This window comes from Rhizobium sp. YS-1r (assembly GCF_000757525.1).
Lineage (GTDB): Bacteria > Pseudomonadota > Alphaproteobacteria > Rhizobiales > Rhizobiaceae > Neorhizobium > Neorhizobium petrolearium.
Map to the genome: position 1 here is coordinate 792,335 of NZ_JPYQ01000056.1, position 24,648 is coordinate 816,982.

26 protein-coding genes are annotated in these 24,648 nt (G+C 60.8%); 13 read left to right on the plus strand and 13 right to left on the minus strand.

The window, feature by feature from the left end; translation table 11 throughout:
* Positions 1–112 precede the first annotated feature (112 nt).
* The gene (locus tag JL39_RS29445; protein WP_037159213.1) at positions 113–2,398 is read left to right on the plus strand and encodes an NADP-dependent malic enzyme; all 2,286 of its coding nucleotides are present in this window, start codon (positions 113–115) and stop codon (positions 2,396–2,398) included.
* A 105-nt stretch (positions 2,399–2,503) separates the two neighbouring features.
* On the opposite strand, the gene JL39_RS29450 is transcribed toward JL39_RS29445, so the two are convergent.
* The 5 genes from JL39_RS29450 to JL39_RS29470 all read right to left on the minus strand — a co-directional run bounded on the left by JL39_RS29450 (position 2,504) and on the right by JL39_RS29470 (position 7,763).
* Positions 2,504–3,376 carry a GNAT family N-acetyltransferase gene (locus JL39_RS29450; protein WP_037159216.1) on the minus strand — a complete coding sequence of 291 codons (873 nt, stop codon included), beginning with the start codon at positions 3,374–3,376 and terminating at the stop codon, positions 2,504–2,506.
* Positions 3,377–3,475: 99 nt separating this feature from the next.
* Positions 3,476–5,173, minus strand: coding sequence for an ATP-binding protein (locus tag JL39_RS29455; RefSeq protein WP_244446979.1), 1,698 nt, complete (start codon positions 5,171–5,173; stop codon positions 3,476–3,478).
* Positions 5,174–5,323: 150 nt separating this feature from the next.
* Positions 5,324–5,815 carry a signal peptidase II gene (gene lspA, locus JL39_RS29460; protein ID WP_037159219.1) on the minus strand — a complete coding sequence of 164 codons (492 nt, stop codon included), beginning with the start codon at positions 5,813–5,815 and terminating at the stop codon, positions 5,324–5,326.
* A complete protein-coding gene (locus JL39_RS29465) occupies positions 5,812–6,672 on the minus strand; it encodes an RNA methyltransferase (RefSeq protein ID WP_037159222.1) in 861 nt (286 codons plus the stop codon). Before JL39_RS29465 ends, lspA begins: the two co-directional genes overlap by 4 nt.
* Positions 6,669–7,763, minus strand: a complete 1,095-nt coding sequence (locus JL39_RS29470) for a class I SAM-dependent methyltransferase (protein ID WP_081953030.1) — start codon at positions 7,761–7,763, stop codon at positions 6,669–6,671. The genes JL39_RS29465 and JL39_RS29470 overlap by 4 nt, the downstream gene beginning before the upstream one ends.
* A 176-nt stretch (positions 7,764–7,939) precedes the next feature.
* On the opposite strand from JL39_RS29470, the gene JL39_RS29475 reads away from it, so the two are divergent.
* Positions 7,940–8,395 carry a carbon monoxide dehydrogenase subunit G gene (locus JL39_RS29475; protein WP_037159224.1) on the plus strand — a complete coding sequence of 152 codons (456 nt, stop codon included), beginning with the start codon at positions 7,940–7,942 and terminating at the stop codon, positions 8,393–8,395.
* 3 nt (positions 8,396–8,398) lie between these two features.
* Here the strand turns inward: JL39_RS29475 and JL39_RS29480 are convergent, their stop codons facing one another.
* The 3 genes from JL39_RS29480 to sppA all read right to left on the minus strand — a co-directional run bounded on the left by JL39_RS29480 (position 8,399) and on the right by sppA (position 10,121).
* On the minus strand, positions 8,399–8,734 hold the full coding sequence (locus JL39_RS29480) for a LapA family protein (protein WP_037159227.1): 336 nt from the start codon (positions 8,732–8,734) through the stop codon (positions 8,399–8,401).
* A 104-nt stretch (positions 8,735–8,838) separates the two neighbouring features.
* Complete coding sequence (locus JL39_RS29485; RefSeq protein WP_037159231.1) at positions 8,839–9,138, minus strand: integration host factor subunit beta; 300 nt, start codon at positions 9,136–9,138, stop codon at positions 8,839–8,841.
* Entirely contained in the window at positions 9,135–10,121 is a 987-nt protein-coding gene (gene sppA, locus JL39_RS29490) for a signal peptide peptidase SppA (protein WP_052183176.1), read from the minus strand. Before sppA ends, JL39_RS29485 begins: the two co-directional genes overlap by 4 nt.
* A gap of 212 nt (positions 10,122–10,333) precedes the next feature.
* Between sppA and lptC the strand changes: the two genes are divergently transcribed.
* The 6 genes from lptC to ptsN all read left to right on the plus strand — a co-directional run bounded on the left by lptC (position 10,334) and on the right by ptsN (position 15,483).
* Positions 10,334–11,002: an LPS export ABC transporter periplasmic protein LptC gene (gene lptC / locus JL39_RS29495; protein WP_052183177.1), complete on the plus strand. Its 669-nt coding sequence runs from the start codon at positions 10,334–10,336 to the stop codon at positions 11,000–11,002.
* A 12-nt stretch (positions 11,003–11,014) separates the two neighbouring features.
* Positions 11,015–11,581 (plus strand): LptA/OstA family protein, encoded by a 567-nt coding sequence (locus tag JL39_RS29500; RefSeq protein WP_037159233.1) that lies wholly within the window; start codon positions 11,015–11,017, stop codon positions 11,579–11,581.
* Positions 11,582–11,617: 36 nt separating this feature from the next.
* Positions 11,618–12,400: an LPS export ABC transporter ATP-binding protein gene (gene lptB, locus JL39_RS29505; protein WP_081953047.1), complete on the plus strand. Its 783-nt coding sequence runs from the start codon at positions 11,618–11,620 to the stop codon at positions 12,398–12,400.
* 171 nt (positions 12,401–12,571) lie between these two features.
* On the plus strand, positions 12,572–14,128 hold the full coding sequence (gene rpoN, locus JL39_RS29510; RefSeq protein ID WP_037159239.1) for an RNA polymerase factor sigma-54: 1,557 nt from the start codon (positions 12,572–12,574) through the stop codon (positions 14,126–14,128).
* Between the two features lie 235 nt (positions 14,129–14,363).
* Positions 14,364–14,939, plus strand: a complete 576-nt coding sequence (gene raiA, locus JL39_RS29515) for a ribosome-associated translation inhibitor RaiA (RefSeq protein WP_037159241.1) — start codon at positions 14,364–14,366, stop codon at positions 14,937–14,939.
* Positions 14,940–15,018: 79 nt separating this feature from the next.
* Positions 15,019–15,483 (plus strand): PTS IIA-like nitrogen regulatory protein PtsN, encoded by a 465-nt coding sequence (gene ptsN, locus JL39_RS29520; protein ID WP_037159243.1) that lies wholly within the window; start codon positions 15,019–15,021, stop codon positions 15,481–15,483.
* A gap of 96 nt (positions 15,484–15,579) precedes the next feature.
* Here the strand turns inward: ptsN and JL39_RS29525 are convergent, their stop codons facing one another.
* Positions 15,580–15,903 carry a metalloregulator ArsR/SmtB family transcription factor gene (locus JL39_RS29525; protein ID WP_037159246.1) on the minus strand — a complete coding sequence of 108 codons (324 nt, stop codon included), beginning with the start codon at positions 15,901–15,903 and terminating at the stop codon, positions 15,580–15,582.
* An 85-nt stretch (positions 15,904–15,988) separates the two neighbouring features.
* On the opposite strand from JL39_RS29525, the gene JL39_RS29530 reads away from it, so the two are divergent.
* Positions 15,989–16,351 (plus strand): glyoxalase/bleomycin resistance/dioxygenase family protein, encoded by a 363-nt coding sequence (locus JL39_RS29530; protein ID WP_037159248.1) that lies wholly within the window; start codon positions 15,989–15,991, stop codon positions 16,349–16,351.
* A 57-nt stretch (positions 16,352–16,408) separates the two neighbouring features.
* On the opposite strand, the gene grpE is transcribed toward JL39_RS29530, so the two are convergent.
* Positions 16,409–17,065 (minus strand): nucleotide exchange factor GrpE, encoded by a 657-nt coding sequence (gene grpE, locus JL39_RS29535; RefSeq protein WP_037159251.1) that lies wholly within the window; start codon positions 17,063–17,065, stop codon positions 16,409–16,411.
* Between the two features lie 117 nt (positions 17,066–17,182).
* A complete protein-coding gene (gene hrcA / locus JL39_RS29540) occupies positions 17,183–18,262 on the minus strand; it encodes a heat-inducible transcriptional repressor HrcA (RefSeq protein WP_037159254.1) in 1,080 nt (359 codons plus the stop codon).
* 291 nt (positions 18,263–18,553) lie between these two features.
* Between hrcA and rph the strand changes: the two genes are divergently transcribed.
* The 4 genes from rph to hemW are packed head-to-tail and all read left to right on the plus strand — an operon-like array spanning position 18,554 to position 21,555.
* Entirely contained in the window at positions 18,554–19,270 is a 717-nt protein-coding gene (gene rph, locus JL39_RS29545) for a ribonuclease PH (RefSeq protein WP_037160051.1), read from the plus strand.
* A gap of 16 nt (positions 19,271–19,286) precedes the next feature.
* A complete protein-coding gene (locus JL39_RS29550) occupies positions 19,287–19,694 on the plus strand; it encodes a VOC family protein (protein WP_037159257.1) in 408 nt (135 codons plus the stop codon).
* Positions 19,695–19,702: 8 nt separating this feature from the next.
* Entirely contained in the window at positions 19,703–20,347 is a 645-nt protein-coding gene (rdgB, locus tag JL39_RS29555) for an RdgB/HAM1 family non-canonical purine NTP pyrophosphatase (protein WP_037159260.1), read from the plus strand.
* Positions 20,348–20,349: 2 nt separating this feature from the next.
* Positions 20,350–21,555 (plus strand): radical SAM family heme chaperone HemW, encoded by a 1,206-nt coding sequence (hemW, locus tag JL39_RS29560; protein ID WP_244446980.1) that lies wholly within the window; start codon positions 20,350–20,352, stop codon positions 21,553–21,555.
* On the opposite strand, the gene JL39_RS29565 is transcribed toward hemW, so the two are convergent.
* The gene (locus JL39_RS29565) at positions 21,556–22,155 is read right to left on the minus strand and encodes a class I SAM-dependent methyltransferase (protein ID WP_037159263.1); all 600 of its coding nucleotides are present in this window, start codon (positions 22,153–22,155) and stop codon (positions 21,556–21,558) included.
* Positions 22,156–22,243: 88 nt separating this feature from the next.
* Entirely contained in the window at positions 22,244–23,809 is a 1,566-nt protein-coding gene (gene dnaA, locus JL39_RS29570) for a chromosomal replication initiator protein DnaA (protein ID WP_037159266.1), read from the minus strand.
* Positions 23,810–24,648: the final 839 nt, after the last annotated feature.

The following is a 24,648-nucleotide window of genomic DNA, read 5'->3' on the forward strand; positions in this document are numbered from 1 at the left end:
GAACCGAATTTTTGTTGCGCAAGGGAGTTGACGACACTATCGATGTTGGCCCCTGAAAGACAACATCTGCCGCGGCCTTAAAGACGGCTGCCCACAAAAAGCTGGAGGAGACATGCCTGCCAACGACAAGGCCGCCCGGACGCGCGCATCGGTGACCGAACAGGAAGCGCTCGATTTCCATTCGGAAGGCCGGCCCGGAAAGCTGGAAATCAACCCCACGAAGCCGATGGCGACGCAGCGGGATCTTTCGCTCGCCTATTCGCCGGGCGTTGCGGTGCCGGTAAAGGCAATCGCCGCAGACCCCGCAACGGCCTACGACTACACGACCCGTGGCAACATGGTGGCCGTCATTTCCAACGGCACCGCGATCCTCGGCCTCGGCAATCTCGGCGCTCTCGCCTCCAAGCCGGTCATGGAAGGCAAGTCGGTTCTCTTCAAGCGCTTTGCCGACGTCGATTCGATCGACCTCGAAGTCGATACCGAGAATGTCGATGAGTTTATCAACTGCGTGCGCTTTCTCGGCCCTTCCTTCGGCGGTATCAACCTGGAGGACATCAAGGCGCCGGAGTGCTTCATCATCGAAAGCCGGCTCCGGGAACTGATGGACATCCCGGTCTTCCACGACGACCAGCATGGGACCGCGATCATCGCTGCCGCGGGCCTGATCAATGCGCTGGAACTCACCGGACGGGATCTCAAAACCACAAAGCTCGTCTGCAACGGCGCGGGCGCTGCGGCAATCGCCTGCGTCGAACTCATCAAGGCGATGGGCTTCAATCAGGACAACATCATCCTCTGCGACACCAAGGGCGTGATCTACCAGGGACGTACCGAGGGGATGAACCAGTGGAAATCGGCGCACGCGGTCAAGACGACCAAGCGGACGCTGGAAGAAGCCATGAAGGGCGCCGACGTGGTGTTTGGCCTTTCCCAGAAAGGTGCGTTCACCGAAGAAATGATCCGCTCCATGGCGGACAAGCCGATCATCTTCGCCATGGCGAACCCCGACCCGGAAATCACTCCGGAAGAAGTCGCCCGTATCCGCGACGACGCGATCATGGCGACCGGGCGTTCCGATTATCCGAACCAGGTCAACAACGTGCTCGGCTTTCCCTATATCTTCCGTGGTGCGCTCGACGTGCGTGCTTCGCAGATCAATGACGCGATGAAGATCGCCGCCGTCCACGCACTCGCCAATCTCGCCCGCGAGGACGTGCCGGACGACGTCGCCGCCGCCTATCAGGGCAACCGGCCGCGCTTCGGTGCGCAGTACATCATCCCGGTTCCTTTCGATCCGCGCCTCATCTCGGCGATCCCGGTCGCCGTCGCTGAGGCGGCGATGGAAAGCGGCGTGGCGCGCAAAAACATCACCAACCTTGCCGCCTATGCCGCCGAGCTTTCCGCCCGCCGCGATCCGATCGCCGCCACGACGCAAGGCATCTACGAGCGGGTACGGCGCTTCCCGAAACGGGTCGTCTTCGCCGAGGCCGAGGAAGAGCAGGTCATGCGCGCGGCGATCTCCTTCTGCCATCAGGGGCTTGGGACCGCCATCCTGCTCGGCCGCGACGACGTGATCCGCGCAACGGCGGAGAAGGCCGGCATCGATCTCGACCGGCCGGGCATCGAGATCGTCAATGCCCGCCTCTCGAACCGCGTCGAAGCCTATATCGACCACCTCTATGCCCGCCTGCAGCGCCAGGGCTTCCTCTACCGCGACGTGCAGCGCCTCATCCATAACGACCGCAACCATTTCGCCGCGACCATGGTGGCGGTGGGCGACGCGGATGCGATGGTGACAGGCACGACCCGCAATTATGCCACAGCGCTTGCCGACGTCAGCCGCTGCATCGACGCCAAGCCGGGCCACAAGGTAATCGGGGTTTCGATCGTGATCGCCCGCGGCCGCACGATCTTCGTGGCGGACACCGCCGTGCACGACATGCCGAATGCCGAAGACCTTGCCGATATCGCGGTCGAGGCCGCACGGGTCGCAAAGCGCATGGGCTACGAGCCCCGCATCGCCATGCTTGCCTATTCGACCTTCGGCCAGCCGATCGGCGAACGTTCGGAGCGGGTGCGCGAGGCAGTGAAAATCCTCGACCACCGGCGCGTCGATTTCGAATATGACGGCGAAATGGCGGCCGACGTGGCGCTCAACCCGCACCGGATGGAGCAGTATCCGTTCTGCCGGCTTTCCGGCACGGCCAACGTGCTCGTCATGCCGGCGATCCATTCCGCCTCGATCTCGACGCGCATGCTGCAGGAACTCGGCGCCTCCACCGTGATCGGTCCGCTGCTCGTTGGCCTCGACAAATCGGTGCAGATCACCTCGATGGGCGCCAAGGACAGCGATATCGTCAACATGGCGGCGATCGCGGCCTATAACGCGGGGACGTGAGAGGCGGTATCCAGCAAAAGGCCGGGACGGTTATAGCGCTCCGGCCTTTTTGAACATCGGATATGAATTCATGCGCAACTCTGTTGGCGGAAACGGTTGGATCCGTCAGCTCGCGAAGCGGCCGGCGTCGGCGCCATAATAATTGATGTAGCGGTCCGAGATCGCGGCGATCGGCAGCACGACCAGCACATCGGTCGTGTTGAAGGCCCGGTCGACGACCGCGCCGTCGCCGATCATCGCGCCGAGGCGCAGATAACCCTTGATCAGCGGCGGCAGCGCCGATAGCGCCTTGCGGGTGTTGATCCCTTCCAGCGGCATCAGATTCATCTCTTGATGGAGTTCCGGCCGAGCGGAAACAGCCCATTCGCCCTTGGTCAGGACCGTATGATACAGGAAGGAAAGAGCCAGCGCATGTTCTTCCGGCACCACGCCCGGGAAGGAGGCGCAACCGAACATGGCGTTCATGCCGTGCTTCAGCGAATAGGCCCAGTTGCCCTGCCAGAGCAGTTCCACCGTTCGCTTGGTACGGTAGTCCGGCAGCACGCAGGAGCGGCCGAGCTCCATGAACTGCTTGTCCGGGTGACGGGCAAGCAGCGGTTCGATATCGAACTCGGAGGCTGAATAGAAACCACCATTGGCGAGCGCCACTTCCTGCCTGAGCAGGCGGTAGGTGCCGACGATCTGATCTTCGATATCGCCCTCGATCGCATTGTCGATGACCAGAAGATGATCACAGATCGCGTCATAGGCATCGACATCGCGGTGGAGGCGCATGGCATCCGGATTGAGCGTCGCGTTCATCTCTTCGACAAAGACGCGATAGCGGACGGCCTGCGCGGCATCGATCTCGCGCTCGCTACGGGCGAGCCGAGTTTCGAGCGTGCCTATTCGGCCGAACACATCGCCGTTATCCGGAGTAGGGGCCGGTGCCTGGTTTGTTTCAGGGGTCACTTCACGGTTCAGGAGTTCAATTGCCATGGTGATTCGTCCCGTACCGGTTGGATCACCACCATAAATCACGTCTCCACGACAGGAACGTGACAACTTCTGTCACAATATGGTCCGCCGATGATCGCGTCAACGGACCTGTTGACGTTCGGAGCCAAGAATGCCCAGAGCCCCGATTTCCTCCACAAGCTTCACGGGGTCAATCGGCTTGCCGAGCACGCGGCTCGCGCCGCTGAGAAGCACCTCCCGATGGGCGGTCTCGCGGCTCTCGCCAGTCAGCACGATCACCGGAACGGAAGGACCTGCTTCCGGGCGATCGTCGGCGCGCAGGGCCGACAGGAGATCGAAGACACTGCCGCCCGGCATATGCATGTCGGAAATGACGAGGTCCGGCCGGGCGTCTTTCTTCAGAGCGGCCTTCACCAATGAGGGGAAATCCTCCGCGAGGCGGACGCGATGTCCCGCTTTTCCCAGAATCGCGCGGATAAGCAGCGCACTGACAGGATCGTCTTCGCCGAGCAGCACATCGAGCCCTGCCGCGTGTATCTCGACAACCGGCGCAGGCGTCGGTTGGCTGTCGCTGAGGACGTCGCGTGTGCGAAAGCCTCTCAAGCGGCCGCTCAGCACGTCGATCAGCGATTTTTCCCGCAGCGGCCGGATAAGCCAGGCATCGAAGAAATCCTGCGGCTGGGACGCCCGCTCCTCCGGATTGACGAGCAGGATGCGATGAAGGGTCGCATGCGCCTTCTCATTGGCGTAATCCGACGCAAGCCGGTGATCGACGATCAGGTCCGTATAAGGCATTGAGCCGGTGGCCTCGCGGTCAATCAGCATCGGCACATCAGCGGGACTGGACACATGCCGGCAGCGGCCGCCAAGCGTCTGAATGGTCGATACGGTCGCCGTCGCGGCCGGACCGTCGGGGGCCAGAAGCAGGACGCGAGAACGGGCGAGCAATTGGCTTCTCTCGACGGGCCCGGACTGGGCCGCTTCCGCAAGATGCAGAGGAAAGCGGATCGTAAACGTCGTGCCGGTTCCCTTCCGGCTGGCGACCGAAAGCGAACCACCGAATTCGGTCAGGATGCGGGAGGCGATGGCAAGTCCGAGACCGGTGCCGCCGCTGCGCGCCTCGGCGGTGCCGACCTGTTCGAACTCCCCGAAAATCCGCGCCTGTTCCTCCTTCGTCATGCCGGGGCCGCTGTCTATGACCGCGATCGTCACATTGTTGTTCTCGGGACTGTTCCCGACGAATGCCCGCACCAGCACACCGCCTTCAGCGGTAAACTTCACCGCATTGCCGACGACATTAAAGAGCACCTGACGGATGCGTGCAGGGTCGAAATCGAGAAGATCGGGAAGATCGGCCGCGACGGTCGCGGCAATCTCTATGCGCTTTTCGTGCGCGCGGGGCGCCAGCATCTCGACGACGCTCTCAATCAGATGGCGCAGGTTCTCCGCCCGGTTGTTGAGCCGGAAGCGGCCGGCTTCCAGCGTCGAATAATCCAGGAGATCCTCGACAAGCTGCGCCAGCGCGTAACCCGACTGGCGGATGCCGCTCAGATAATTCTGCTGTTCAGCCGTCAGTTTCGTCTGGCCGAGCAGATGGGTCATGCCCAGGATGCCATTGAGCGGCGTGCGGATTTCGTGGACCACGGTGGCGATCTGCCGGGATTTTGCAGCGCTTGCCGCCTCCGCCTCCATCCAGGCGTGATGGAGCCGGGTGACGGTGCGCTGGCGGAACCATGCGGAAACCCGGGAAAAGGCAGCGGCGAAGGGGCTGGACGGCAGACGCGTTTCTTCCGAAGCGCGCAGCCCTAATGCAGGCACGATCCGTTCGCCCGCCGATTCGGGCGAATCGGCGGATGCAGGGGACGCGAACGCTTTGGCAATACGTTCATGTATTTCGGCAATATCGCGCATGGGGGGAAAGATTACCGACGTTTCCTTTCCCAATCCCTAGAGCAAATGGGTAAAATTTTATTGATCGCTCTTTTTCGGCCCTAAAAGCTCATCAAGGATCACAAATCCGGCGCCGATGGTGATGAAACTGTCCGCCAGATTGAAGACCGCGAACGACCAGCTCGCCGTGTGGAACAGGATGTAGTCGATCACGTGGCCATAGACGAAGCCGTCGATCAGGTTGCCGGTCGCGCCGGCGATGATCAGCGAAAAGCCTACATGGGCAAACGGCCGATCCTTCGGCGTGCGCCGCCAGAGCCAGAGCACGAAGGCAACGATGACGACCCGCATGCCGATGATGAATTCGCGCTCCATGCCGGACAGAAGCGAGAAGGCGACGCCGAGATTGTAAGTCCGATAGAGCGCCAGGACCGGCAGCAGAGGCACCGCCTCCTGCATGGGAAGATAGTTTTCCACCGCGATCTTCACCGCCTGGTCGAGGATGACCGCGATGATGATGACAATCAGGGCCGTCAGCGGTCTTGAGAGGAAGGCAACGCGTCCGTTCATTTTTTCTCGTCCAGGGTCAGCAGATGACGGCGCGCCTCGAAAAGCATCACGGCAGTGGCGACGGCAAGGTTGAGCGAATCGGCCCTTCCCTGCTGCGGGATACGAACCGTGCGGTCCGCGGCCCTGGCAAGATTGTCCGGCAGGCCTGACTGCTCGTTGCCCATCAACAGAACGACCGGCTTCTTTGCATAGTCGACCGTTCTGTAGTCAACCGCACCGGCCAGATGGGTCGCGACGACCTGGGTGCCGGAGCGCTTCTGCCAGGCGAGAAACTCCTCCGCCGAACATTTGACGACCGGCATCGCGAAGACCGAGCCCATGGTGGCCCGTACGGTTTCCAGCGAAAAGGGATCGGTGCATTCGCCGACCAGGATCACGGCGGAGGCCCCGGCCGCATCGGCCGTCCGGATGATCGTACCGAGATTGCCGGGGTCGCGCACCCGATCGAGCGCCACGAAAGTCTCCTCCCTGGCAGGCCTCAGATCGTCCAGCCGCTTCCAGCGCTGTTCGAAAATGCCGACCACCATCTGCGGATTGTCGCGCCGGGTGATCGACGAAAGCACCTTTTCGCTGACTTCCAGCACCAATCCACCCCGGGCAACGGTCTTCGCCGCCACCTGTTCCACCAGCGGCTTGCCCTTCGCCGCCTTGGCGTAGACGAGCGTGCGGATGGCCCAGCCGAGTTCCAGCGCGTCGATGACGAGCTTCAAGCCCTCGGCCATGAAGGTGCCGCTTTCCTCGCGATCCTTCTTGTTGCTGAGCGCCTTGATATCCTTGATGATCGGGTTGGCAAGCGAGGTGACTTCCTTCACCTGTCCTACCCGTCCTGGTCCTGATTTCTGAAATTCATCTGTCATGCCGGCACCCAGCGGCTGAAAAGCGAAGTGGAAAGCGCGCGGCCGTGGCCTTTGCCGTCGAGCCCGGCCTCGCGGATGACAAGTTCGCCCGATTCCACCAAGCCGCCCGCACCGCGCATCGTCTCGCGCATCAGTTCGTGGATGGAATAGAAGCTTGCCCGGATGGAATAGGCGGTCAGCACAAGGCCGATCGCCTTCGGTGAGAGCAGTTCGCGGCAGATATCGAGCATCAGCGGCAGGTGATCGAAGAGCTGCCAGACCTCGCCGTTAGGCCCGCGGCCGAACTTTGGCGGGTCGGTGAGGATGATGTCGTAACGGTTGCCGCGGCGTTCCTCTCGCAGGATGAACTTCATGGCATCCTCGCAAATCCAGCGGATCGGCGCCCTTTCGAGTCGCGCAAGCGCCTGGTTCTCGCGCGCCCAGCCGATCGCCTTCTTCGAGGCGTCCACATGGGTGACCTCCGCACCAGCGGCGGCCGCCACCAGCGAAGCGACGCCCGTATAGCCGAAAAGGTTCAGCACCTTGACGGGCCGTTTTGCCTCTTCGATGCGGGTTTTCATCCAGCTCCAGTGGGCGATCTGTTCGGGGAAGACCCCGACATGGCGGAAGGCGGTGAAGCGGCCGAGGAAGTCAATGCCGAGAAGGGAAAGCTGCCAGGTCTCGCCCAGCGCCTCCTTGGGAAAACGCCAACGGCCCATGCCGTCCTCATCCGTGTCACCGGTGAAAACCGCATCCGCCCTCTCCCATACATGTGCGGCAAGCGACGGCTGCCAGAGCGCCTGCGCTTCCGGGCGAACGATGCGATAGGGGCCGTATTGCTCGAGCTTGAGGCCCTTGCCGCTGTCGATCAGGTGGAAATCTCCGGCACCCGACGATTCCAGGATCACCGGAATGCGTTCGGCAGGCGGCTCGCCCGCGCGCACGATCAGCGGCCGGCTTTCTGCCGGCGCAGATGTTGCGGGTCCTGCGGATTTCTCCTGCGACCGTGGCACCGGCCTGGCCGGGGCGGCATTCCCGCGCGCAGGCCGGCGGCCTGTCTCTGACCGGGCCTTTCGTTCCGGCCGCCTTTCCTTGTTCTTCAATGCGTTCATCCGCCTGGGTTATTCTTCGCAAGGCAGCAGATAACATCCGCCGCGCATTCTTCAAAGCCATGCGCCGGCAGAGGCCAGGTTTTCTTCTCGACCGGCCTGTCCGCCCAATGTCCCCCTTGGCAAAGGTATCGGCGCTTGCAATATGACAATCAGCAAAATCCAAGGAGGAGCATCACATGGATATGGGCGGCGAAGAACGGATTGCAGCACCCCGCGAAGTGGTCTGGGAGGCACTGAACGACCCGGATATCCTCCGCCAGTGCATTCCGGGCTGCCAAAGCCTCGAGCAGAAGTCGCCAACGGAACTCGCCGCCACCGTGAAGCTGAAGGTCGGCCCGGTTTCGGCAACCTTCTCCGGCGAAGTGACCCTTTCCGACATCAACCCGCCGGAAAGCTACATGATCTCCGGCGAAGGCAAGGGCGGCATTGCCGGCTTCGCCAAGGGTTCAGCAACCGTGACCCTCCTGGAAGACGGCGCCGATACGTTGCTGCGCTATGCGACCAAGGCGCAGGTCGGCGGCAAGATCGCCCAGCTCGGCTCGCGCCTGATCGATTCGACCTCGCAGAAGCTCGCGGCGCAGTTCTTCGCGGATTTCAACAAAGCCGTCGTCGCCAGGGTCAGCCGGGCCTGATCCTTATTTTGCCGGAAGCTGCGACGATCCAGGCCGCCCTGCAAGGACTGCCTTGTGCTCCTTCTGCCATTTGACGGCTTCGCGCGCCTCGGCGCGGGCCTGCTTGCGATACTTGCCCTGGCTCCACCAGGTCGCAGCCGAGCCGATCACCATGCCGATGAGGACGGCAAGAAAAAGGAACACGAAGAAAGGAGCGCTCACCGAAAGGACACTGTCCGCCGGCCGGAAGGGATTGAGCGCGAGGATGGCCATCTGGCGGTTCGCCACCGCAAGAACGATCAGCACGATGCCGAGCGGCACCAGGATCAGAAGGCTGATGATCTTTTTGAGCTTATCCATCGGACATCTCCCGGCAGCAACGATTGCCGTTTGGTCGGCAGCTGTTGCAGAATAGGCGCAGTTTATGGGCTTTCAAAGGCGACGGAAGGCCGCGGCCGGAGATGTCAATCGTCTTCGTCCGCAAGGCCCGGATTCAGTCGTTCGCGCAGTTCCTTGCCGGTCTTGAAGAAGGGAACCCACTTCTCCTCGACAAAGACGCTTTCGCCGGTGCGCGGGTTGCGACCGGAGCGAGAAGGACGATTCTTGACCGAAAAGGCACCGAAACCGCGCAGTTCGACGCGGTTTCCCGCTGCAAGGGCATCTGTGATCTCGTCGAGCACGGCATTCACGATGTTCTCGACGTCGCGATGGTAGAGATGCGGATTGCGCGCTGCGACGATCTGAACCAATTCAGACTTGATCACGGTTGCCCCCCTGAAAAGGCTAGATTTTCAACCGTGCCAACCTGCCAAACCGAGACCAGACCGTCAAGGAACAACTTGTCGGCACCGAGCGCGCGAAGCGTCTCCGGCGTCACCACCTGAGCAAGGCCGGTCTGCTTCACAAACTCCGCAAGCGCCCCCGCCAACCAGAAGGACGAGGCGGAGCTGCGCTCCTTCCAGTCCACGACCGGCAGGTTCTTCGCGACGCCGCGCGTTTCCAGATAGGCGCGGATATCGTCCTCGCCGCCGAGCTTGTCGACGAGCTTGACATTGAGCGCCTGGCGACCGGTGAAGATCGTGCCGTCGGCGAGCTTCAGCACGTCCTCGCGCGGCAGTTTGCGGCGGTCGGCGACGAGATCGACGAACCAGCCGTAACTGTCCATCACCATGCTGCGGATCATGGCCTTGGCTTCCTCGCTCGCCGGATGGAAGGGCGAGGGCTCGGCCTTCAGCGGCGCCGACTTGATCTCCTCCAGCGAGACGCCAACCTTCTTCATGACCTCGCCAAGCTGCGGATACTGGAAGATCACCCCGATCGAGCCCGTGATCGAGCTCTCGCCCGCAACGATCTGATCGCCCGCGGTGGCGATCATGTAACCGGCGGACGCCGCGAGCGTACGGATGTCGGAGACGACGGGCTTCTTTTCCGCAATGTGGCGAATCGCCTTGAAGATGCGTTCTCCCCCATAGGTCGTTCCGCCCGGCGAGGAGATCGAGACGATGAGCGCCTTGGCCTGATTGCTGTCGGCAATCCGATCGAGCCGCTCCAGGAGTTCCTTGTTATCGGCGATCAAACCGGAAATCTCGACACGCGCGACATGCGGTACGGCCGCACCGGCACGATCGCCGAGCGCAACCCGGTAGAGTGCAAATCCGATACCGACCAGCATGATCAGAGCGACGACGCGCCAGAAGCTCAGCTTGCGGCGCAGAGAACGCCGATCGGCAATTGCCATTCGATCCATAAAAACACCCTCAAATCTGCCCAGCAGCAGCTAAATAGGCTCTGTAGCGCGTTTTACACGAGGGCACATCACGTTTTTATGTTGTCCGTTATTGTTTGTTGATGAATAAAAACCATATTGGCGGACAGAGTAGGCCTGTGCGTGCCGGCCCCGGCCATGAGATGGCTTCGGGGCAGGCCGCAGAAGGGCAAAAAGGAAAAGATCCAGCATCCATGCTGCAGCATATTCGAAAGACGGCAGGCCTGGTGGCGGCGTTGGAGCCGCATGCGGACGCCTATCAAGAGGCGCTTGCCCATTCCGCGCTTGTGCGGAAGCTGAAAATCCTGCTGCCTGTCGCCGCCGGCTTGATCTCGATTGTCTTTATCGGTGTTTCGATCATCCGCGCCTATCTGCCGGAAGACCTCTCCATCGAAAGCGCCCGCATCGAAAACGGCAAGATCGTCATGGAACGTCCGGCGATTTCCGGCCGCAACAACGAAGGCATCAGCTATTCGATGATCGCCAACCGTGCGTTGCAGGACATCCAGAACCCGAACATGATCACGCTCGAAGACGTGAAAGCGGCCGTGCCGATCAATGACGACGTGATCGCGCGGGTAACGGCAACCGGCGCCAACTTCGACCGCGGCACCGACATGCTCGATCTCACTGCTCCGTTCGACGTGAACCTCAGCAACGGCATCACGGCCCGGTTCAAATCCGCCCATCTTGACGTCAATGCCGGTTTCATGGACACACGCGATCCCGTCGATATATCGATGAAAGAAGGGTCGATTGTTGCAGACTCCTTAAAGATAACGGATAAGGGGCGCATTATCACTTTCATAGGCCAGGTTCGCGTCCATCTCGACCCTGCCACCATCCGCAACCAAGGCAAATAGAGCCCGGCCGCCATGACCTATCGCCGCCTTTTTACACGGAATTCCGCAGTTCTGGTTGCGGCGGGGCTATTATCCTGCCTTGCCGCCACCGCTCAGGCCCAATCGACCACCAGCCAGATGGAAAGCCTCAAGCTTTCCAACGATCAGCCGATCCAGATCCAGAGCGACCAGCTCGAGATCAAGGAGCAGGAAAAGAAGGCTTTCTTCACCGGCAATGTGCAGGTCGTGCAGGGCTCGACCACGGTGAAGGCCGGCAAGATGACGGTGCTCTATACCGGCGAGGGCGCATCCGTGACCTCGGGTAACGCCAATATTGACAAGATATTCCTCGATGAAACGGTTTTCCTGAGCTCCGGTACGCAGCAGGCCACCGCCGAGAAAGGCGAGTTCGACATGGCCACGCAGACCTTCGTGCTTTCGGGCAAGCAGGTCGTGCTCTCCGAAGGCCCCAATGTCTTCAAGGGCTGCAAGCTGACCGTGCTGATGGAAACCGGCCAAGCCAAGCTCGACGCCTGCGGCGGGCGCGTCGAAATCCTGCTCGATCCGAAATCGCGGCAGCAGCAGCAACCGAAACAATAATAGACATCGCACGTGAAAATACCGCTGCTCTCCAGTCTGTCGGCAAGGAAGCCGTCCGCGCCCGAACCCTTCGTTGTACGCGACAAAGCGCGCTATGAGGGCACGCTGGTCGCGCACGGCCTTTCCAAGAGCTATGACGCGCGCCGCGTCGTCAACGGCGTGTCGCTGGTGGTGCGCCGCGGCGAGGCCGTCGGGCTGCTCGGACCGAACGGCGCCGGCAAGACGACCTGTTTCTACATGATCACCGGCCTCGTGCCAGTGGATGAGGGCATGATCGCCATTAACGGCAACGAGGTCACCCGCATGCCGATGTACCGGCGCGCCCGCCTCGGTGTTGGCTATCTGCCGCAGGAAGCCTCGATCTTCCGCGGCCTGACGGTGGAAGAGAACATCCGCGCGGTGCTCGAAGTGCATCAGCCGGACAAAGACAAGCGGGAACAAAAGCTCGATGAACTCCTGCAGGAGTTCCATATCAGCCAGCTGCGCAAATCCGCTGCCGTGGCGCTTTCCGGCGGCGAGCGGCGCCGCCTCGAAATCGCCCGCGCATTGGCGACGGATCCCGCCTTCATGCTGCTCGACGAGCCGTTCGCCGGCGTCGATCCGATTTCCGTCTCCGATATCCAGAACCTCGTTCGCCACTTGACGGCGCGCGGGATCGGCGTTCTGATAACCGACCATAACGTCCGCGAGACTTTGGGCCTCATCGACCGCGCCTACATCATCCATGCGGGTGAAGTGCTTACGCATGGCCGGGCGGGCGACATCGTCAATAACCCGGATGTCCGCCGGCTTTACCTTGGCGACAAGTTCAGCCTCTAGTGCGACAAAGAAGTTTGCTTTGCCCGCACCGCGGCGCTTGACCAAATCTCCTAAAAAAGCAATTCTCGTGCCAGATGCAAATTCGGCCATCAAGAGGCTTGGCCGAAGGCGCGTATTGCCGCCTCATGATGGGGTACCGCAAGGGGATTGCAGGGGAGTTTCGCGTCCGCCATGGGTTTATCCACCAGCCTTTTCCTACGCCAAACCCAATCGCTGGTGATGACGCCGCAGCTGATGCAATCGATTCAGCTGCTGCAGATGACGCATTTCGAACTCAACCAGTTCATTGCCCAGGAAGTCGAGAAGAACCCACTGCTCGAAATTGCATCAGAGGATGCCGAAAACGGCGCGGAAACGGGCTTTGAAAGCGGCGGCATCTTTGCCGAACCGGAGCTCGGAAGCGAAGGCGCCGGGGCCCCGGACGAGAGCGAGTGGTATGAGGGAGGCTCTTCCGCCACAGCGGAACAGCTCGGCGAAGGACTCGACACAGGCTTTGAAAACGTCTTTCCAGATGACGGACCGGAACGGCGCGCCGACGCCCCGGAACTCCTCAGCCAGTGGAAATCCATGCCGGGCGGGGATTCCGGCGAAGACTACGATCTAGACGATTTCGTCGCCGGCCAGGTGACGCTACGCGACCATCTCAACCAGCAGATCCCTTTCCTTCTGGGCAGTATGACGGATCGTCTGGTGGCCCAGCATCTGGTCGATCACCTCGATGAGGCGGGTTACCTGCAGGGTGATGTTCAGGAAATCGCCGCTCGGCTCGGCAAGCGCGCCGAAGACGTGGAGGCCATCCTGCACAGGCTGCAGACGCTGGAGCCGCCGGGCGTCTTTGCCCGCTCGCTCAGCGAGTGCCTGTCGATCCAGCTCCGGCAGAAGGATCGGCTTGACCCGGCGATGGACGCGCTCGTGAAGCATCTCGACCTGCTCGCCAAGCGCGACTTCGTCTCGCTCCGGAAGATCTGCGGGGTCGATGACGAAGATCTGCTCGATATGCTGGCGGAAATCCGCGGGCTCAACCCGAAACCCGGCGCCGGTTTCGAAAGCTCCGTCTCGGAGACGATTTCGCCGGATATCGTCGTCCGCCCCGCGCCGGACGGAAGCTGGCTGGTCGAGCTCAATCCGGACACACTGCCGCGGGTTCTGGTGAACCAGGCCTATTTCCAGAGCGTTTCAAAGAATTGCCCGAAAAATGGAGAGGATCATAATTTCCTGTCCGAATGCCTGCAGAACGCCAACTGGCTGACGCGCAGCCTCGACCAGCGAGCCAAGACAATCATGAAGGTGGCAGCCGAGATCGTCCGCCAGCAGGACGCCTTCCTGCTGCGAGGCGTCGATCACCTGAGACCGCTCAACCTGAAGACCGTCGCCGAAGCGATCAAGATGCACGAATCGACGGTGAGTCGCGTCACCTCCAACAAATACATGCTGACGCCGCGCGGCCTGTTCGAGCTCAAATATTTCTTCACCGTCTCGATCGGTTCGGCGGAAGAGGGCGGCGACAGCCACTCGGCCGAAGCCGTGCGCCACCGCATCCGCCAGATGATCGCCCAGGAAACGCCGGACGCGGTGCTTTCCGACGACGACATCGTCATCAGCCTGAAGCGCGGCGGCGTCGAACTGGCTCGCCGCACGGTGGCAAAATACCGCGAGGCGATGAACATCCCCTCCTCCGTCCAGCGCCGCCGGGAGAAGCGTGCGCTTGCCAAGGTGGCGGCATTCTGACGAACGGATTTCCACAGACCTAAGTAGTTTTCCCAAGGCCTGCGGCCGTTGACATTCCGGGCCTCGGGGGTTAGAAGCCCGCCGCAACTGCACGGGACATGGCCAAAAAGCATGCCCCGCCGTCCGATAGGCATAGATAGCAGCAATTTGGCTTTGCCGCATTCGAACGGCTTGGATGAGGGGGCGGCTTGGCGTAGACTGAAACACGCAAGTCACGACAAGAAGGAAAAATTCCATGAGTGTGCGTGTATCCGGTAAGCATATGGAAATTGGTGAATCGTTCCGTCAGCGGATCGAGGGCCAGATCGGTGAAGCGGTTGCGAAATACTTCGACGGGGGGTATTCCAGCCAGGTCATTGTGGAAAAATCCGGCTCGCGCTTTTCAGCTGATTGCAAGGTCCATCTCGATACCGGGATCGTCCTGCATGCGGCAGGAGAGGCGAATGATCCCCAGGGGTGCTTCGATGCTGCGGCAGAGCGGATCGAAAAGCGCCTTCGCCGCTACAAGCGGCGCCTGAAGGACCATCACGCGGGCAACCACATGAATGGCTATGCCGAAGTCGCTTACACGGTGATGGATGCCGTACCGGATGAATCGGACGAACTGCCTGAGGATTTCGCGCCGACCATCGTTGCGGAAAGCTCAAAGCCATTGAAGACGATGACTGTAGCTAGCGCAGTGATGGCGCTCGACATGACTGATGAGCCGGTTCTCCTGTTCCGCAGCCCCGGCAAAGAAGAGTTGAACATTGTTTATCGCCGCAACGACGGCAATATTGGCTGGATCGATTCTACCAATATCAAAAACTGAACAACCTTGGGGAGAGCGTCGGAAACGGCGCTCCCCTTCGCATGGAGCAAAGCCTCTTGCGGCACAAAGGATGACGAGAATGGCATTGGCAGATTTGCTGCAGCAAGATGCGATTATTCCTGCCCTCAAAGTGAATTCCAAAAAGCAGCTCTTGCAGGAACTGGCGGCCAAGGCCTCCAGGCTCACCGGCGTCGCCGAACGGGAGATCTTCGACATTATCCTGCAGCGGGAAAGGCTCGGCTCCACCGGCGTCGGCCATGGCATCGCCATCCCGCATGGCAAGCTCAGCAGCATCTCCTCCATCAAGGGGATTTTCGCGCGGCTCGAAACGCCGGTCGATTTCGAAGCACTTGACGATGAGCCGGTAGACCTCGTTTTCCTGCTGCTTGCGCCGGAAGGCGCCGGAGCTGACCACCTGAAGGCGTTATCGCGGATTGCCCGCGTGCTGCGCGATCAGGATCTGGTGGCGAAGCTGCGCAAGACCGATTCCGCATCGGCAATCTACGCCTTTCTGAACGAGGAACAGGCTAACCACGCCGCATGACGGCACAGATTTTTCGTGGGGACGAAGCGAAACCGCCCGGCTGCTGGAGAAGCGCCGGGCGGTTTTGTTCTGGGGATTTTCAGACCTGCCCGTCGATCACTGATCGAGGTCCGATTTCAGCCGATCCAGCAATCGGACGGCATGCGCGGCGTATTCCCCGATCCAGCGATCACTGATCGCCTTGATCGGCACCGAATTCAGATAGTTCCAGCGTTCACGCCCTTCCCGCTTCACAATCACCAGATCCGCGTCCTCCAGAACCCTCAGATGCTGCATGACCGTGCAGCGATCCATATCAAAGAAGGTTTCGCAGAGTGCGCCCGTCGTTTGCGGCTTGTCCTTCAACTGATCCAGGATTTGCCGCCGCCGGGGATGGGCGAGCGCCTTGAAAACGGCATCGATCTGCGATTCGCTTGACATGTTATATTTTTATAACATATTTTGGATACCGGCAAGAAATCGCGGGGAAGAGCTGCGACATTTCCAAAAGGGAGGAGAATTTGTCATGACCGGACACATCTACGGCGGCATCGACATCGCCATGAAAGTCCCGCCGCATCAGTATCAGGAGACGCTCGCTTTCTACCGAGACGTCGTCAGGCTCAAGGAGATTACCGACAAGGCGCCGGCCATAGGCTTCGAACTCGGTCCAAACAAATTATGGATCGACGAGGCGCCGATGCTGAGCCAGGCAGAGATCTGGCTGGAGCTTTTCACCGACGATTTCGGTGCCGCAGCGGCTCACCTGGAGAAATCGGGTGTCGTTCGTTGCGATGCGATCGAGCCCCTGCCGGGCGGCTTCAAGGGCGGCTGGGTGACGAATCCTGCCAACATCGTGCACATGGTGCGAGAACCCGCCGCCTGGTGAGACGACAGAAGACCGCACCATGGCAAAAGCGGGCGAGACCGCCCGCCTCCAGAATTGTCAGGCTTTGTTCTCGCCAGCCGGCTCGGCCGCCGAGGCTTCCGGTTTGGGGCCGCCTTTTGCAACGCCGACCATGGCCGGACGCAGGACGCGTTCGCCGATCGTAAAGCCTGCCTGCACCACCTGCACGACCGTGTTGTTCGGTACGGTGGTGTCCGGTATTTCGAACATGGCCTGATGGAAGTGCGGATCGAACTTCTGGCCTTCCGCCTCGATCCTCTTCACGCCATGGCGTTCCAGCGCCGACAACATGGAGCGCTCGGTCATTTCAACGCCTTCCAGAAGCGTCGTCAGCGTGGCATCGGCCCCAGCGCGCATTTCGGTCGGCACGGCATCCAGCGCACGGCGGAGGTTATCCGAAACGGCTAGCATATCGCGGGCGAAGCCCGCGACCGAATAGGACTTGGCGTCCTTCACGTCGCGCTCGGTGCGGCGGCGCAGGTTATCCATCTCGGCGGCAAGCCGCAGGAAGCGGTCACGCAGTTCGGCATTCTCCGCCTTCAGCACGCCCAGGGGATCGGTCGTCTGGCCTGCATCCGGGGCCGGCGCTTCGGCGGCGTTCTGATTGGCCGCGTCCTCAAGAGCAGACGCCACGGCTTCCGTCGTATTTTCGGCGGCAGTTGTGTCAGGTCCGTTCTTCTTGGTTTCGTCGGTCATGACGGTCTCCAGTTATTCTTTGCTTAGATTTCCGGGCTTCGATTTGTGCCCGATATCGAGGTTTAAGATGGAAAAATCAAGGCTTGGCGGAAACTCGGGCGCCGGAAGCTTGCCTCTTCAGCGCGACAGCCTTGCGAGAAGCTGGGCGGTGTAGTCCACCATCGGCACAATACGGGAGTAATTGAGCCGCGTCGGACCAATGACGCCGACAGCGCCTATGATATGATCCTCGCCGTCGCGATAGGGCGCCACAATGAGCGAGGAACCGGAAAGCGAAAAGAGCTTGTTCTCCGAGCCGATGAAGATACGCACACCCGGCCCTCTCTCGGCGAGTTCAAGAATTTCGATCAGGCTGTCCTTCTTTTCGAGATCGTCGAAAAGAAGGCGCAAACGATCCAGATCGGCTGAATCGTCGAGGCCCTGAAGAAGGTTGGCGCGGCCGCGAACAATAAGCTGGCTCGGCTTGCCCTCCTCATTGTCCCCCGACCAGACGGCCAGCCCTCGCTCGACGAGCTCCTGCGAGAGAGTATAAAGCTCTCCCTGCACCTGGTCTTTCAGCCTCGTAAGCTCATTGCGCAGCTCCGGCAGCGTCTGACCGGTCAGATGCGCATTCAGGAAATTCGCCGCTTCCGTGAGCTGTGACGAAGTCACGCCGGCGGGCAGCTCGATGATGCGGTTCTCCACCTGATTGTGATCGCCGACCAGCACGGCAAGCGCCTTGGTGGGCTCCAGCCGGATGAATTCCACATGCTTGAGGACAGGGTCGCTCTTCGTGGTGATGACGAGACCGGCGCCGCGCGACATGCCGGACAGCATGAGGCTTGCTTCCGCCATCAGGCTCTCCATCGGCTGGTCGCGGTCACCCGGCCGGATCTGCCGTTCGATCGTGGCGCGTTCCTCATCAGAAAGATTGCCGACCTGCATGAAGGCATCGACGAAGAACCGAAGGCCCGATTGGGTCGGCAGCCGGCCGGCGCTGACATGCGGCGAATAGATCAGGCCGAGTTCTTCGAGGTCGCTCATCACGTTGCGCACGGATGCCGGCGACAGCGACATCGGCAGGAGCCGCGACAGATTGCGGGAACCAAGCGGCTCACCGGTTTCGAGATAGCTTTCGACAACGCGACGGAAAATTTCCCGCGAGCGATCGTCGAGCACAGAGCCGCTGTCCCTACCCGTCGGTCTCGAAAACCCCATTTATTCCTTCACCGTGCCGTTGATCTGCTATGAAAATATAGTCATTCCTCCGGCTATCGCAAAAGGGAAAATCGGATGACCCATTTCCCTCGCATGACAGACGACAAACGCCCTTTTCCTGCAGGATCGCCGCCCGAATATCAAGATTCGCAATTCCGGACGGAAAACCGCTTCGCACTTTTCTTGGAATTGGCTGGAATTTTCAGATTTCGCAATTCCGGACGGAAAACCGCTTCGCACTTTTCCTGGAATTGCTTTAGAAGGCTGAAACCGAAATCCAGGGAGTGGCGAATGCGGCCTTCAGGCAGACAGATAAACCAGATGCGCAAGGTTTCGTTCGAGCGCAATTTCTCCAAGCATGCGGAAGGCTCCTGCCTCGTCAAATTTGGCGACACACATGTGCTCTGCACCGCGAGCCTTGAAGAAAAGACACCGCCATGGCTGCGCAATTCCGGCAAGGGCTGGGTGACCGCCGAATACGGCATGCTGCCGCGCGCCACGGGCGAGCGCATGAAGCGCGAGGCCGCCGCCGGCAAACAGGGCGGGCGCACCCAGGAAATCCAGCGTCTCATCGGCCGGTCGCTCCGCGCCGTCATCAACCTCGAGGCGCTCGGCGAGAAGCAGATCACGATCGACTGTGATGTCATCCAGGCGGACGGCGGCACGCGCACCGCCTCGATCACCGGCGGCTGGGTGGCGCTTTACGACTGCCTCAAATGGATGGAAACCCGTTCGATGATCAAGGTCGACAAGGTGCTGAAGGACCATGTCGCAGCGATCTCCTGCGGCATTTTTGCCAGCCAGCCCGTGATCGATCTCGATTATCTCGAAGATTCCGCAGCCGAAACCGACGCCAATTTCGTCATGACCGGCGCGGGCGGCATCGTCGAAGTCCAGGGGACGGCTGAAGGCGCTCCTTTCAGCCAGGAAGAATTCCTGCAGCTTCTGGCCCTCGCTCAGGCGGGCACGCAGGAACTGGTGGCGCTGCAGAAGCAGGCGATCGCTTGACCGGAAGGAGAGCGCGGTGATCGAAGGAATTCTCGAAACTGCGCTCTATGCCGACGATCTCGATGCCGCGGAAGCCTTCTATGGCGGCGTGCTCGGCCTTGAGAAGATCTTGCGCGCAGGAAACCGGCATGTCTTCTTCCGCTGCGGACCGGGCATTCTGCTGATCTTCAATCCGAAGGAAACGGTGAAGCCACCAACAGCGGACGCCTTGCCTGTTCCACCGCATGGCACCATCGGCCCCGGGCATGCCTGCTTCCGGGTAAGCGGCGAGGCGATAGACAGGATCAAGGAAACGCTGAACCGGGCAGGCATTGCCATCGAAAGCGATTTCCGCTGGCCGAACGGCGCCCGCTCGATCTATTTTCGCGACCCGGCCGGCAACAGCCTGGAATGCGCGGAGCCAAGGCTCTGGGATATCAAATAGGAATTTGCATGCGCAAGCTCGATACAAAAACCATTATCGTCGCCAGCCACAATGCCGGAAAAATCCGCGAGATCGCCGAACTGATCGGCCCGCTCGGCTTTTCGGCGAAATCCGCCGCCGAACTCAAATTCGAGGAGCCGGAGGAAACCGGCACGACCTTCGAGGAGAATGCCGCGATCAAGGCGCTCGCTTCGGCCCGGGCCTCCGGCCTGCCGGCGCTTTCGGACGATTCCGGACTGGTGATCGACGCACTGGATGGTGCGCCTGGCGTCTATACCGCCGACTGGGCGGAACGCGAGGATGGCAGCCGTGATTTCCAGATGGCGATGGAAAAGGTCGAGAAGGCGCTTGCCGACAGGGGCGCGATCAAACCGGAAGAACGCAGCTGTCGCTTCGTCAGCGTGCTCTGCCTCGCCTGGCCGGACGGCCACACGGAAATGTTCAGGGGCGAGGTGGAGGGCACCGTGGTGTGGCCGCCGCGCGGCACCCAGGGTTTTGGTTACGACCCCGTCTTCCAACCGCAGGGCTATGATATTACCTTCGGTGAAATGAGCAGTGATCAGAAACATGGCTGGAGGCCGGGCGATGCGGAAGCCCTCTCCCACCGTGCCCGCGCCTTCAAGCGCTTCGTCGAAACCTGCCTGGAGGCATGAGGGTGGAGAACTTTCCTCCCCTCGCGTCCGGTTTTCTGCCCGATGCACTTCAGCCCGATACAGGCGAGCCGGGATTCGGGGTCTATGTGCATTGGCCGTTCTGCGCGGCCAAATGTCCCTATTGTGACTTCAACAGCCATGTCCGCCACCAGCCGGTGGACCAGCCCCGCTTCACCGCCGCCTTCCTGAAGGAGATGGAGGCGATGCGACGCATGAGCGGCCCGAAGACCGTCACCAGCATCTTTCTCGGCGGCGGCACGCCCTCCCTCATGGACCCGACAACCGTTGCGGCGATCCTTGATGGTATCGCCCGGCACTGGCATGTGCCCGATGGCATCGAGATCACCATGGAGGCCAATCCCTCAAGCGTCGAGGCAACCCGTTTTCGTGGCTACAGGCAAGCCGGCGTCAACCGCGTCTCGCTCGGTGTCCAGGCCCTCAATGATGCCGATCTGCGCTTCCTCGGGCGGCTGCATGACGTCGCCGATGCGCTGAAGGCGATCCGCCTGGCGCGCGAGATCTTTCCGCGCATGAGCTTCGACCTGATCTACGCCCGGCCTAACCAGACGGTCGAAGCCTGGGAGACGGAGTTGAACGAGGCCATCTCCTATGCGGTCGACCACCTGTCGCTCTACCAGCTCACCATCGAGGAGGGCACGCCCTTCTATGGACTGCACAAGGCCGGCAAGCTGGTGGTGCCGGACGGAGAACAGTCGGCAATCCTTTATGAGGCGACGCAGGAAATTACCGCCCGGCATGGCCTGCCGGCCTACGAGGTTTCCAATCATGCCCGGCCGGGGGCCGAAAGCCGCCACAACCTCACCTATTGGCGCTACGGAGACTATGCCGGCATTGGCCCCGGCGCGCATGGCCGGCTGACGCGCGGACGCAACAAGATCGCGACGTCGACCGAACGGCGGCCGGAAACCTGGCTCGAACAGGTGGAACGGACGGGCCACGCCATGGTGGAAGAGGAGGTCCTCGGCTTCGAGGAACAGGCCGACGAACTGCTGCTGATGGGGCTTCGACTGCGGGAAGGTGTGGATCTCGCCCGCTGGCAGCAACTTTCCGGCCGCGATCCGGATCCCGTCCGCGAAGAGCGGCTGCTGGAGCACGGCTTCATCGAGCGTCTCGGCAACTCGCGCCTGCGCTGCACGTCATCGGGCATGCTGATCCTGGATGCCGTGGTGGCCGATCTTGCGTGCTGATCAGCCCTTTACTGCAGTGACATGCAGCCAGTCGGTCGGCCTATCGTCGTAGGCGCCGCCATGCGTCTCATCGATATCGATCGACGCCCAGTGCCGGGTTTCATAGACCGCGTTCAGCCACTCCCGCGAGGGATAATTGTAGTAGCGGCCGAGATCGTCGAAACCTTCCGCCGCGCCGGCCTTGAAGCTTGCATAGAAAATGCCGCCTGATCTGAGAGCCGAGTGAATGCCGGCCAGAATAGCGCCAAGGTCAGATCGCGGGACGTGCAGAAGGCAGGCATTGGCCCATACGCCATCAAAGGCATCGACGGCGTCGATATCCTCAAACCGCAGCACGCGCACCGGAACGCCCAGACGCTTTTCGGCTTCACCCGCCATTTCCGGCGTGCCGTCGGTCGGCGTCACGCGAAAACCACGCTCGATCATCAAGGCGCTGTCGCGGCCATTGCCGCAACCGAGCTCGAGGATTTCCGCGCCAAGTTTCAGTTTCAAGAGGAAGCGATCGAGCCGGAACCGGCTCGATGCGGAAGTCCTTGCCGCATAGATCGCTGCATTTTCGGCATAGAAGCGGAATGTCGGATCATCTTCCATGCCTTCCATCTCCTACCGCGACGAAAACGAAAGCTTAGGCCCAAGCGTGATGCACGCCACGGCCCAGATCGCTGCAACGGAGAGAGGGAACATCGCCTTAAGCGTTGTTCTCGTTGATCAGCCGCTTCAAAAGCTCGACTTCATGGCTGAGCTTGGTGTCACCGGAAATCAGTTCCTCGATCTTGCGGACCGCGTGGAGCACGGTCGTATGATCGCGCCCGCCGAACCGGCGCCCGATTTCCGGAAAGGAGCGCGGCGTCATGGTCTTTGAGAGGTACATGGCAACCTGCCGCGGCTTGACGATGACGCGCGTACGGCGGTTCGAGACCAGTTCCTGACGTGAAACATTATAGTGACGCGCCACAATGCGCTGGATGTCCTCGATACGGACACGCCTGGCCTCGCCGGCACCGACCAGATGGGCGAGCAGTTCGTCGACGCGCTCGATCGATAGCGACGGTTCGAAGGAGCGGCGGAACAGGAGCTGGTTGAACGCGCCCTCCAGCTCGCGGCCGCTGGCCGTCACGTTCCGCGCCACGTGGCTGAGGATTTCCGCGGGAATATCGAGCGAAGGATCGTCCTGCCGGGCGGTCGCGAGACGGCCCTTCAGCATTTCGAGGCGCATCTCGTAATCCGGCGCTTCGACCTCGATCGCCACACCGCCCTGCAGGCGCGAACGGACGCGCGGATCGAGCGATTCCAGCTCCCAGGGCGCACGGTCTGCCGCAACCACCACCTGCTTTGCGCTGTCGAGCAGCATGTTCAGCAGATGGCAAAACTCGTTCTGGATCATCTTGCCCTGCAGAAACTGCATATCGTCGATGATCAGGAGGTCGATATTGCGCAGCGAATCCTTGAGCGTCAGCGCATCGTTATCACGGATCGCGGTCGCAAAGCGCCACATGAAATATTCCGCCGTCAGATAGACGACCCGCGGCATGCGCTCACTGCCGACGGCGGCATTCGCAATCGCCTGCAAGAGATGCGTCTTGCCGAGGCCCACGCCGGAATGAATGAAGAGCGGATTGAAGCGCACGGCGCCTGCACCGGCTTCGGCGATCGTCTTGGCAGCGGCAAGCGCTACCCGGTTCGACGGGCCTTCCACAAAGGTTTCGAACGTGAAGCGGCTGTCGAGCGGCGAACCGAACAACGGGCCGGGCGTCTGAGTCGCACGGGCGGCTGCAGCAGTCGGCGCGGGAAAAGAGGCAATCTTGCCGATTTCGCGCGGCATCTGCGGGCGCTGGTGTGATTGAGCCGGCACCGGTTCAGGGGAAAGAGCACGCTCTTCGCATGCAGCCGGGAGGCGAGGATGGCGGCTTGCGCTGCGCACCAGGATTTCCACCTTCAGAATCTCCGAGTCTTCCGCCTGGAAGATCGACGTAATGAGATCAAGGTAGCGGTTATTGATCCAGGATTTGAGGAAAGTCGTCGGCACCGTGAGGCGAACCAAACTCTTTGAGACCGAATGCAGCTTCAAACGCCCGAACCAGCTTGCATAAACATCCTGACCGACTTGCGCTTTCAAACGTGTGCTGAATCGCTCAAAAAGAGCATCATGCTTCATTTCCGATGTTTCTCCTGCCGCCTGGGAGCAACCTGAATCAAGTGCCTGCCGTGCGCGGTCTCCATTACCTGCACGGGCCGATACGATGTTCATCTGCATTATTCGCCGCCTTCCAAATCTTGCCGCCCGGCGATTCTCGTTTACCCGCCAGGACAAATCTCGTTTCAAGGCGTCGCAGACCATCCCCACTCATTGAGAATCGCCGCCGCCCGTCCCCTTTTCCAGCTCCTTCTTCCGCCTTGCGGCTGAATGAAGGCCTCGCCTAGCCCACCTCGTACACGGGCTTGAACTCGTGGAAGCCACCCCACGTAACCGAACACCTCATCTTCCGCATGAGTTGTCCGAAACCTCTCGCACCTCCGTTATCCGGCTCCCGCCGGATCCGCGTTGACAAAAATCGACCGTTTCCGGAAAACGCCAATTTTCCGGCGCACAATCGATGGTTACCTGAAGAACGGGAAGAGCTCTCCCGTAGCAAGGGGCAGAAAGCCTGTCCGCCGCCTTTAACAGACGGTCCCGGCAGCCCTCTTAACTAATCCCCGCGGCCCTTGCTGGAGGCCATTTAGGCAGGATCAAATGCCAAGATCAATGATGAATTTTACGCAAAATTAAGAGGCGGGCGTTGACTCGGCGGGCGTGATTTGAATGTCACAGACGCAGTCATGGAGAATCGCAGTTGAATCAATGGGATTCAAAAATGACATACATTCCGATTGATTGTTCACAGAAAAAATAAAAATCTTCTTGACTCGGTCACCGGGCATTTTGGCGCGTGGAAAGTCTCCCATCGACTCGTGCACCTCCGATAAGTATTTGATTCAAAACGATATTTTATGTCACGCCCTTGACACGAAATTGTTAATGAGCCGGATAATTATAAGGATGGCTGAGAGAATCACAAAAAGCCCGGTCAACCGACCAGGCTTCATTGCAATACA

Excerpts from the sequence above, each read along its gene's own strand:
- JL39_RS29445 (WP_037159213.1), top strand. The coding sequence starts at position 113 with ATGCCTGCCAACGACAAGGCCGCCCGGACGCGCGCATCGGTGACCGAA.
- JL39_RS29450 (WP_037159216.1), bottom strand. The coding sequence starts at position 3,376 with ATGGCAATTGAACTCCTGAACCGTGAAGTGACCCCTGAAACAAACCAG.
- lspA (WP_037159219.1), bottom strand. The coding sequence starts at position 5,815 with ATGAACGGACGCGTTGCCTTCCTCTCAAGACCGCTGACGGCCCTGATT.
- JL39_RS29465 (WP_037159222.1), bottom strand. The coding sequence starts at position 6,672 with ATGACAGATGAATTTCAGAAATCAGGACCAGGACGGGTAGGACAGGTG.
- JL39_RS29470 (WP_081953030.1), bottom strand. The coding sequence starts at position 7,763 with ATGAACGCATTGAAGAACAAGGAAAGGCGGCCGGAACGAAAGGCCCGG.
- JL39_RS29475 (WP_037159224.1), top strand. The coding sequence starts at position 7,940 with ATGGATATGGGCGGCGAAGAACGGATTGCAGCACCCCGCGAAGTGGTC.
- JL39_RS29480 (WP_037159227.1), bottom strand. The coding sequence starts at position 8,734 with ATGGATAAGCTCAAAAAGATCATCAGCCTTCTGATCCTGGTGCCGCTC.
- sppA (WP_052183176.1), bottom strand. The coding sequence starts at position 10,121 with ATGGATCGAATGGCAATTGCCGATCGGCGTTCTCTGCGCCGCAAGCTG.
- lptC (WP_052183177.1), top strand. The coding sequence starts at position 10,334 with ATGCTGCAGCATATTCGAAAGACGGCAGGCCTGGTGGCGGCGTTGGAG.
- JL39_RS29500 (WP_037159233.1), top strand. The coding sequence starts at position 11,015 with ATGACCTATCGCCGCCTTTTTACACGGAATTCCGCAGTTCTGGTTGCG.
- rpoN (WP_037159239.1), top strand. The coding sequence starts at position 12,572 with ATGGGTTTATCCACCAGCCTTTTCCTACGCCAAACCCAATCGCTGGTG.
- raiA (WP_037159241.1), top strand. The coding sequence starts at position 14,364 with ATGAGTGTGCGTGTATCCGGTAAGCATATGGAAATTGGTGAATCGTTC.
- ptsN (WP_037159243.1), top strand. The coding sequence starts at position 15,019 with ATGGCATTGGCAGATTTGCTGCAGCAAGATGCGATTATTCCTGCCCTC.
- JL39_RS29525 (WP_037159246.1), bottom strand. The coding sequence starts at position 15,903 with ATGTCAAGCGAATCGCAGATCGATGCCGTTTTCAAGGCGCTCGCCCAT.
- JL39_RS29530 (WP_037159248.1), top strand. The coding sequence starts at position 15,989 with ATGACCGGACACATCTACGGCGGCATCGACATCGCCATGAAAGTCCCG.
- grpE (WP_037159251.1), bottom strand. The coding sequence starts at position 17,065 with ATGACCGACGAAACCAAGAAGAACGGACCTGACACAACTGCCGCCGAA.
- hrcA (WP_037159254.1), bottom strand. The coding sequence starts at position 18,262 with ATGGGGTTTTCGAGACCGACGGGTAGGGACAGCGGCTCTGTGCTCGAC.
- rph (WP_037160051.1), top strand. The coding sequence starts at position 18,554 with ATGCGGCCTTCAGGCAGACAGATAAACCAGATGCGCAAGGTTTCGTTC.
- rdgB (WP_037159260.1), top strand. The coding sequence starts at position 19,703 with ATGCGCAAGCTCGATACAAAAACCATTATCGTCGCCAGCCACAATGCC.
- JL39_RS29565 (WP_037159263.1), bottom strand. The coding sequence starts at position 22,155 with ATGGAAGGCATGGAAGATGATCCGACATTCCGCTTCTATGCCGAAAAT.
- dnaA (WP_037159266.1), bottom strand. The coding sequence starts at position 23,809 with ATGCAGATGAACATCGTATCGGCCCGTGCAGGTAATGGAGACCGCGCA.